Genomic DNA, 8002 nt, shown 5'->3' with positions numbered 1-8002 from the left:
TCTAGATGAGTGATTCCGTAAAAGTGGTGTAAGGCGGGCCCGTGTCACCGCGTGGGTGGAGGGTGTTCAAGATCAATGTGTGACGAAAGACCTGAACACCCTCCTGACCGCACTTTACGTGCTGATCGATGACCATGTCGTGCCGCCCCGCACCGGGCGTGGCCGCCGACCCGAGTTGACCGACAGCGAGCTGATCACGCTGGCCGTGGCCCAGGTGCTGCAGCGTCACCGCAGTGAACGCCGCTGGATCCGCCACATCCATGCCGACCCCGAATGGCGTGCGATGTTCCCCGTCATGCTCACCCAGTCCGGTTACCATAAGCGCCTGAAAACAGCGCAACCGTTGCTGTGCCAAGCAATCCTGACCCTGGCCGCGTGCTGTCCGTCATGGTTCGACGACCTGTGGATCACCGATGCCACCCCCGTGCCCTGCGGCATGTCCAGGGAGACAGTGAAGCGCTCCGACCTGGCCGGGCACGCCGGCTACGGCTACTGCGCGTCACATTCCCGGTGGTACTGGGGGCTCAAGCTCTACCTCGTCTGCGCCGGGGACGGGATGCCGGTCATGTGGTGCCTCGCCACTCCGAAGATCGGGGAACGCGAGGTCCTCGCCGCCTTGCTCGAACGCAACCACCACCTCATCCGCGAAGGCCAGGTCTTGCTGGCGGACAAAGGGTTCGCCGGGAAAGCCTTCAAGGAACTCACCGAGACGCTGGGACTGAACCTGCTGCGCCCGGACCGCAAAGACGAGACCTACCGCAACGGGAACCTCGGCGGCATCCGGCAACGGATCGAGTCGGTCAACCAGACCCTCAAAGGCCAACTCGACCTCGAAGCACACGGTGGACGCACCCCTGCGGGAGTGTTCACCCGGGTCGCCCAACGCCTGCTCGCCATGGCCGCAGCCATCTGGCACAACTGGAACACCGGCCTGACCAGCAAACGATCACTGACCACCTACGACCACTAACACCAACTTCACGGAATCATTCATCTAGACGCCGGTGTGCTGCCAGCGGAGGGTGCGGGCGTGCTGGCGGATGCGGCGGGCGGGGGCCGTGAGGACCAGTGGCGACAGGACCCGGGCGCGCTTGGGGCCGAGGCGTTCGCGGAGGCGGTAGGTGTGCCACTCCGGCAGGCTGGTGACGTCGCCGGAGGTTTCCTGGGCGAAGGCGACCAGTTCGTCGACCGGGTCGCGGTCCAGGGTGCCCTTGTCGTAGGCGCGGCCCGCTCGGCGCAGGGCGTCGCGGGACAGGACGCGGCGGACCCGGTGGTCGAGGGCGTGCTTGTCGGGCAGGGGGTTGTCGTCGCGGGTGGTGATGGCGGTGTAGGCGGCGAGGCGCTGGCTGAGGTCCGCGACGACGGAGGCGTAGTAGGCGGCTGACATGTTCTGGCCGTGGACGCGGTAGTAGGCCTGGTCGACGCCGCGGAGGTAGCCGACGTCGGCGTGCAGGGCGAAGCGCATCCACATCTCGATGTCGCCGGTGTGGCGCAGTTCGGGGTCGTAGCCGCCGAGTTCCTGTTGCAGGGTCGTCCTGACCACCACCTCCGGGGAGGTGATGCAGCCGTCGCCGAGGGCGAAGCGGCGGCGCACCCAGGAGTCTCCCTTGTAGACGGTCCAGCCCTTGTCCTGGGTGCGGGCCGGGGGCAGCGGGTCGGAGCCGTCCCAGTGCAGCGGGCGGCCGTAGACGAAGCCGACCTCCGGGTGCGCGTCCATCAGGCGGGTCGCCCGGCGCAGCGCACCCGGGGTCAGGGCGTCGTCGGCGGAGAGCAGGGCGCAGTAGTCAGCCGAGGCCCAGTCCAGCAGGCCCTCGTTGTACGTGGCGATGTGGCCCTTGTTCACCGCGTGCTCCAGCACCGTCACCCGGCTGTCCACATCGGACAACGCTCGGGCGACGTCGGCGCTGCCGTCGTCCGAGGCGTCGTCGATGACGAGCACCCGGACGTCGACGTCCGGCTGGTCGAGCACGCTGCGCACGGCGGTCGGCAGGACCGACCCGTACTTGTAGCACGGGATGACCACATCGACACTGGCCACTGCTCTTACTCCCTGCGTGGGTCGAGGCGGGGACTAGTTCCCCATGAACACGACGTCGACCCAGTAGTTGGTTCCGTTACTGCCGCCGGAGGGGAAGACCCCGCCCGCGCCGTACTCGAAGAGGCCGTTGCCCGCGTTCTCCGTGGCCGCCGGGCTGCTCAGCGGGCCGTTGACCCGGTCGGTCGTGAAGTACTGCGGGGTGTAGCCGTACTTGCCCGCCGAGGTGTAGGCCGACACGACGTAGGTCGTGCCCGCCGTGACGTCCACCGGCGCGGGGAACAGCACGGTCTGCCAGCCGGAGGCGGTCTCGTTGACGAACGTGCCGGTGGCCAGCGGCACGCCCGCCGAGCTCCACAGCGTCGCGGTGTGCGAGCCGATGTCGCCCGCCACCTTGTAGAACCGGGCGCCGTAGATCTTGCCGTCGATGGACGGCGTGACCCGCATGCCCAGCTCGACCGGGCTGTCGCTGGCCGAGACGGCCGGGGTGTCGCTGATCCGGAACACGGTGCACGGGCAGGCGTTCGACGACGTCGTGGTGAACGACCAGGTGTGCGCGGCGGTCATCAGGTTGCCGAACGGGTCAGCGGCCCGCACCGAGGCGGTGAACTGCGTGGTGCCCGCCAGCGCGGCGGTGGGCACGAACTTCACCGTGCGGCCGTCGGCCGAGACCGTGGTGGTGCCGCTGACGGCGCCCGCCCCGTTCTGGTTCAGCGTGAACTGCACCGACGAGGGGTTGATGGACTCGTTGAACACCGTGGTCACGGCGGAGCCGGTGGAGACCGCGACGGCGTTCGTGGCGGGCGTCGTGGAGGTCACCGTCGGCGGGGTGCTGTCCGCGCCGTCGGTGTCGACCGTGACGTCGACCCAGTAGTTGTTGCCGTTGAAGGACTGGTCCGGGAAGCCGCCGCCGTAGACGAAGACGCCCTGGCCGCCCGCCGCCGCCGAGGTCGGCGCGGTGAGCACGCCGCGCCCGGCGCCCTTGTCGTTGAAGTAGCCCGCGCTCACCGAGTAGTGCCCGTTGGGCGCGAGGTAGGAGGCGACGTAGGTCTCACCGGGGTTGACCTGGACCGGCGTGCCGAAGGTCAGCGTCTGCCAGCCGGTCGCGGTCTCGTTGGCGAACGTGCCGGTGGCCATCCGCTTGCCGGTGGAGTCCCACAGCGAGCCGGTGTGCGAGCCGGTGTTGGCCGCGGACTTGTAGAAGCGCACGCCGGTGACCACCGCGGAGGCGCCGACGGTGAACTTCACGCCCAGCTCGACCGCGCTCACGTCGCCCGCGTCCAGGGTGTCCGGCTGGCGCGACTTGAACAGGGTGCACGGGCAGGGCGCCAGGCTGGTTCCGGTGGCGAACGACCACGCCCTCGGTTGGGCCAGCGCGTTGCCGAACCCGTCGGTGGCGTTGATCGTGGCGTTCACGGTGGCGCTGGGCGGCAGCAGGTCGGTCGCGGTGAAGGTGACCTTGTTCTCGTCGACCGCGACCGCGCCGGGGATGGCCTGGCCGCCGGACTGGACGGTGAACTGGACGCTGCCCGGGTCGACGGCCTCGTTGAAGGTCGCCGTGATCGGGCCGTCGAGGTGCGCGCCGGTGGCGCCCGCCGCCGGGGAGACCGAGGTGATCAACGGCCGGGTGTTGTCCGCGGCGTCGGTCGTGACGATCGGGTCGACCCAGTAGTTGTTCCCGTTGAAGGACTGGCTCGGGAAGCCCTCGCCGTAGGTGAACACGCCGTTGCCGCCCGGGGTGTTGCCCGCGGCCGGGGCGGTCAGCGGGACGATGCCCGCGCCCTTGCCGTTGAAGTACCCGGCCTCGACCGCGTAGTGGCCGTTGGGCGCGAAGTACGAGGCGATGTAGGTCTGGCCCGCGCGGATCTGCACGGGGGTGTTGAAGGTCAGCGTCTGCCAGCCGGTGGCCGACTCGCCGCTGAAGGTGCCGGTGGCGAGCCTGCCGCCCGCGGCGTTCCAGATCGAGCCGGTGTGCGAGCCGGTGTTGGCCGCGGACTTGTAGAAGCGCACGCCGGTGACCGTGGCGTTGACCGAGGCCGTGAACTTCGTGCCGACCTCGATCGCCGCGGCGTCACCGCTGTCCGGGGTCGCCGGGACGGTGTTGCCGAAGACGGTGCAGGGGCACTGCTGGGCGCCCACGGTCAGGTTGACCGTGGTGACCGCGCTGAGGTTGCCCATGTCGTCGGAGGCGCGGACCTTGATGCTGGCCGCGCCGAGCGCGGACGGGGTCCAGTTGTAGGTCCAGCTATCCAGGCCGGTCGCCCGGTGGTAGGTGGCGCCGCCGTCGGTGGAGACCTCGACCGAGCCGACCTTGCCGCCGCCGACGTCGACCGCGGTGCCCTTGATCTGCTGGGTGGAGCCCGCCGGGACGGTGCCGCCGGAGGACGGCGAGGTCACGGTCAGGTTCGGGCCGGTCACGTCGGAGACCTTCGTGGCCGCGGTCAGGCCCGCCATCAGCGTCCCGGGCTGCGCGCCCATGTCGGCGAGCAGGTTGACCGTGGCCTGCTGCATCGCCGGGCTGGTCGGCGCGGTGGCCGGGGCGCCCGCGGGGAAGGTGTGCTCGGAGTCCAGGCCCCACGACCACTGCACGGTGGCGGCGCTGAACACCAGCGCCTTGCTCACCGGGTCGCGGTACAGGGTCAGCTTGTGGTTGGCCGGGCCGCCGGAGTAGGTGTTGCCGTAGTCGGTCAGCAGTTGGCCGTCGTCCACGGTGACCGTGGTGTCCGACAGCGGGACCAGGCCCGCGGGGCGGTGGCCGTTGTCCGGGTCGCCGTCCCACTCGTAGCCCAGGGTGCCCTGCGGCAGCGTGGTCGTGGTGGTGGCGTTGGCGATCGGGGTGTTGCGCCAGAAGCGGTTGCGGCCGAACGAGGCCGGGACCTGGATGGAGTCGGCGCGGTAGCCGTTGACGTTGAACAGGGTGCCGACGAGCGCGTTCTCCGGGCGACCGCCGTCGGAGGGCGGCGAGGAGCGCGGGTCGCGCCAGGTGCCGGTCCACTCCGGCGACGGGTCGATCTTGGTGCCGCCCGCGGCCTTGGTCTCCTTGTAGGACACCATCGTGCGGTACGGGGTGTTCGAGCCGTCGATCGAGTTCTCGAACCTGGTCTTCCAGAACATGGTGTTGCCGGTGAAGAAGATCAGGTTGACGCCCGCGGCCCTGGCCTGCTCGTAGCCCGCGCGCTGGGCGGCGTTGTGGTACTCGTCGTGCCCGGAGGAGATGAACACCCGGTGGTTCTTGATCAGCGCCGGGTTGCGGGTGACGTCCACACCGGACAGGTAGCTGACGTCGTAGCCGTTGCGCTCCATGAACCGGATGAGCGGGTACTCGGCGTTGAGGAAGTTCGCGGTGCCGCCGTTGCGGTACGGGCGGTTGTAGCTGACCTTGTACGAGCGGCCGTCCGACGAGCCGGGGAAGCCGCCCTCGTACAGGTTGTACTCGTTGAGGCCCGGGCGGTCGCCGTACTTGTTGTAGGCCTGCCAGGTCTGGTCCGAGGTCTGGATGACGACGTCCGAGGTGGACGAGTCGTTGCGGACCACGAACGGGAACTGGCTGGCGGCGGAGGCGCCGTCGGTGCGCACGAAGTTGGCGATGTAGAAGCCGGGCACGGAGGTCGTCGGCACGTTCCAGGTGGCCGAGACGCCCCAGTTGCCGCAGTCGACCAGGCCGGTGGCGGCCTGGGTGGCGCAGTCGGGCTGGCTCTGCGGCAGCACGGCGGTGGGCGTCAGCGTCGTCTGGCGGCGCGCGCCCGCGCCGCCGTAGTAGCCCAGGCGCAGGATGTCGATGGTGTACGACGTCGCGGGCGTCTTGACCTTGAAGTGCAGCGACTCGCCCGGCTGCACGCTCGTCGCGGTGCCGAAGCCCTCGATGTCGCCGTAGGGCGACTCGAGGAACCAGTCGCCCTTGGGCGTGCCGCCCTTGGAGTTCTCGCAGACGACGGCGCGGACCGGGGGATCGCACGGCCCGGCCAGCGCGGGCGATGCGGTCAGCACCGGGATGCCCACCGAGGCGACGACCACGGCCAGCAGACCGCGCACGGCGCGGCCCGTCAACACCCGACCGCGTGTCCGCTTCGACATCGCACGGTCCATCCCGAGCCTCCAGGGCTGACGCGAAAAGCAACGAAAGTTGAGGTCCAGTCGAATAGACAGTCCCGACTGGTCATCTACTCATCGTCACGACAAACCCCGTTGTTACCCCTATCGGGTGAAACAGTTAGTCCGTGATTTAGCGGCGAGATGACGCTGAGCTGCTGGTATTCACCGTCGGGGCGAAAGGCCTTGGTCACCCGATGACAGCGTGTAACCAGAACCGCAGTCCCCGCAGGTCAGCGTCTCATTGAGACGATCACCGCAGGTGCACACCCACCCCTTGGCCACGGCCGGGTTTCCCGCGACGAAGGCGTGCGCGGGCACGTTCTTGGTGATTACCGAACCGGCGGCGGCGAACGCGTGGGCCCCGATTTCCACCCCGCAGACCACCACGGTCCCCGCCCCGAGGGAAGCGCCGCGCCGGACGACGGTCGTCGCCAGCGCCTCCGGGCCCTTCTTGATGGCCGCGCGCGGGCGGAGGTCATTGGTGAACAGCACGTTGGGACCGAGGAACACCTCGTCCTCGCAGGTGACCCCGGCGAAGACCAGCGTCCCGTTCTTCACCGTGCACCGGTCGCCGAGCACGGCCCCGGTCTCGACGAACGCGCCGTCGCAGATGTTGCAGTCGCGGCCGACGCGGGCGCCGGGCAGCACGTGCGCGAACGCCCACACCCGCGTCCCGGCACCGACCTCATCGGACTCGCACAGCCCGCGGGGGTGCACGAACACCCCGGCCCCGGTGGTGCTCACGCGTGCACCGACTCCCCGACCAGCGAGTCGGCCAGCACGGACACGACGCGCTCCTGCTGCTCGACGGTGATCTCCGGGAACAGCGGCAGCGACAGGATCTCGCCCGCGGCCCGCTCCGCGTGCGGGAACGCGCCCTCGCCCAGGCCCAGGTCGGCGAACGCGCCGGTCAGGTGCACCGGGGTGGGGTAGTGGATGCCCGCGCCGATCCCGGCCGCGTGCAGCTTCGCCAGCACGGCGTCGCGCTGGGCTACCCGGACGACGTAGAGGTGCCACACCGGGGTGTTGCCCTCGGCCACGACGGGGGTGACGACGCCGTCGACGCCCGCGAGCATCTCCGCGTAGCGGTCGGCGGCGGTGCGGCGGTCGGCGTTCCAGCCCGCGAGGCGGCGCAGCTTGGCCGACAGGACCACGGCCTGCAGGGTGTCCAGGCGGGAGTTGAAGCCCAGCACCGGGTGCTCGTACTTGCGCGGCGAGCCGTGCGCGCCCAGCAGCCGGACCCGCTCGGCCAGGTCGGCGCGGTCGGTGGTCACCGCGCCGCCGTCGCCGTAGGCGCCGAGGTTCTTGCCCGGGTAGAAGCTGGTGGCGGCGATGTCGCCGAACGACCCCGCGGTCCGGCCGCCCCGCTGGGCGCCCTGCGACTGCGCGCCGTCCTCGACGATGGCGACGTTGGCGGGCAGCAGCGAGCGCAGCCGCTCGATCGGGGCGACCTGGCCGTAGAGGTCGACCGGCAGCACCGCGCGGGTGCGGGTGGTGACGGCGGCCGCGGCGGCGGTCGGGTCGATCAGCAGCGTGTCGGGGTCGCAGTCGACCGGCACGACGGTCGCGCCGGTGCGGGCGACGGCCTCGGCGGTGGCGATGAAGGTGTTGGCCGGGACGACGCACTCGTCGCCCGCGCCGATGGCCAGCGCGCGCAGGGCGAACTCCAGCGCGTCGGTGCCGTTGCCCACGCCGACGCAGTGGGCCGCGCCGGAGAACGCGGCGTACTCCTGCTCGAAGGCGGTGACCTGCGGGCCGCCGACGAACGCGGTCTTCTCCAGCACCCGCGCCCACCCGGCGGCGACCTCGTCGGCGACGGCGCGGTGCTGGGCGGCGAGGTCCACCAGGGGGATATTCACAGCTACTCCAGGAGAC

General features: G+C 70.4%; 5 protein-coding genes. 1 reads left to right on the top strand and 4 read right to left on the bottom strand.

The features are described from left to right. The first annotated feature begins 79 nt into the window (after nt 1-79). On the top strand, nt 80-970 hold the full coding sequence (locus tag GCL84_RS15585; protein WP_156756081.1) for an IS982 family transposase: 891 nt from the start codon (nt 80-82) through the stop codon (nt 968-970). A gap of 24 nt (nt 971-994) precedes the next feature. Here the strand turns inward: GCL84_RS15585 and GCL84_RS15580 are convergent, their stop codons facing one another. The 4 genes from GCL84_RS15580 to GCL84_RS15565 all read right to left on the bottom strand — a co-directional run bounded on the left by GCL84_RS15580 (nt 995) and on the right by GCL84_RS15565 (nt 7986). Further along, entirely contained in the window at nt 995-2038 is a 1044-nt protein-coding gene (locus GCL84_RS15580; RefSeq protein ID WP_156756191.1) for a glycosyltransferase, read from the bottom strand. 33 nt (nt 2039-2071) lie between these two features. Beyond that, nucleotides 2072-6109 carry a DUF4082 domain-containing protein gene (locus GCL84_RS15575; protein WP_197523278.1) on the bottom strand — a complete coding sequence of 1346 codons (4038 nt, stop codon included), beginning with the start codon at nt 6107-6109 and terminating at the stop codon, nt 2072-2074. 180 nt (nt 6110-6289) lie between these two features. Further along, on the bottom strand, nt 6290-6871 hold the full coding sequence (locus tag GCL84_RS15570; RefSeq protein WP_156756189.1) for an acyltransferase: 582 nt from the start codon (nt 6869-6871) through the stop codon (nt 6290-6292). Beyond that, nucleotides 6868-7986, bottom strand: coding sequence for a DegT/DnrJ/EryC1/StrS family aminotransferase (locus tag GCL84_RS15565; protein WP_235926289.1), 1119 nt, complete (start codon nt 7984-7986; stop codon nt 6868-6870). The genes GCL84_RS15570 and GCL84_RS15565 overlap by 4 nt, the downstream gene beginning before the upstream one ends. Between the last annotated feature and the right edge of the window lie 16 nt (nt 7987-8002).

Origin of the sequence: Actinokineospora pegani, assembly GCF_009745975.1 — a bacterium.
GTDB lineage: Bacteria > Actinomycetota > Actinomycetes > Mycobacteriales > Pseudonocardiaceae > Actinokineospora > Actinokineospora pegani.
Note: the sequence above shows the minus strand (reverse complement) of the source record. Positions and strands in the feature narration are given on the sequence as shown.

Bases quoted from the DNA above. Each gene is read 5' to 3' on its own strand.
- GCL84_RS15575 (WP_197523278.1), bottom strand. From the start codon at position 6,109: ATGTCGAAGCGGACACGCGGTCGGGTGTTGACGGGCCGCGCCGTGCGC.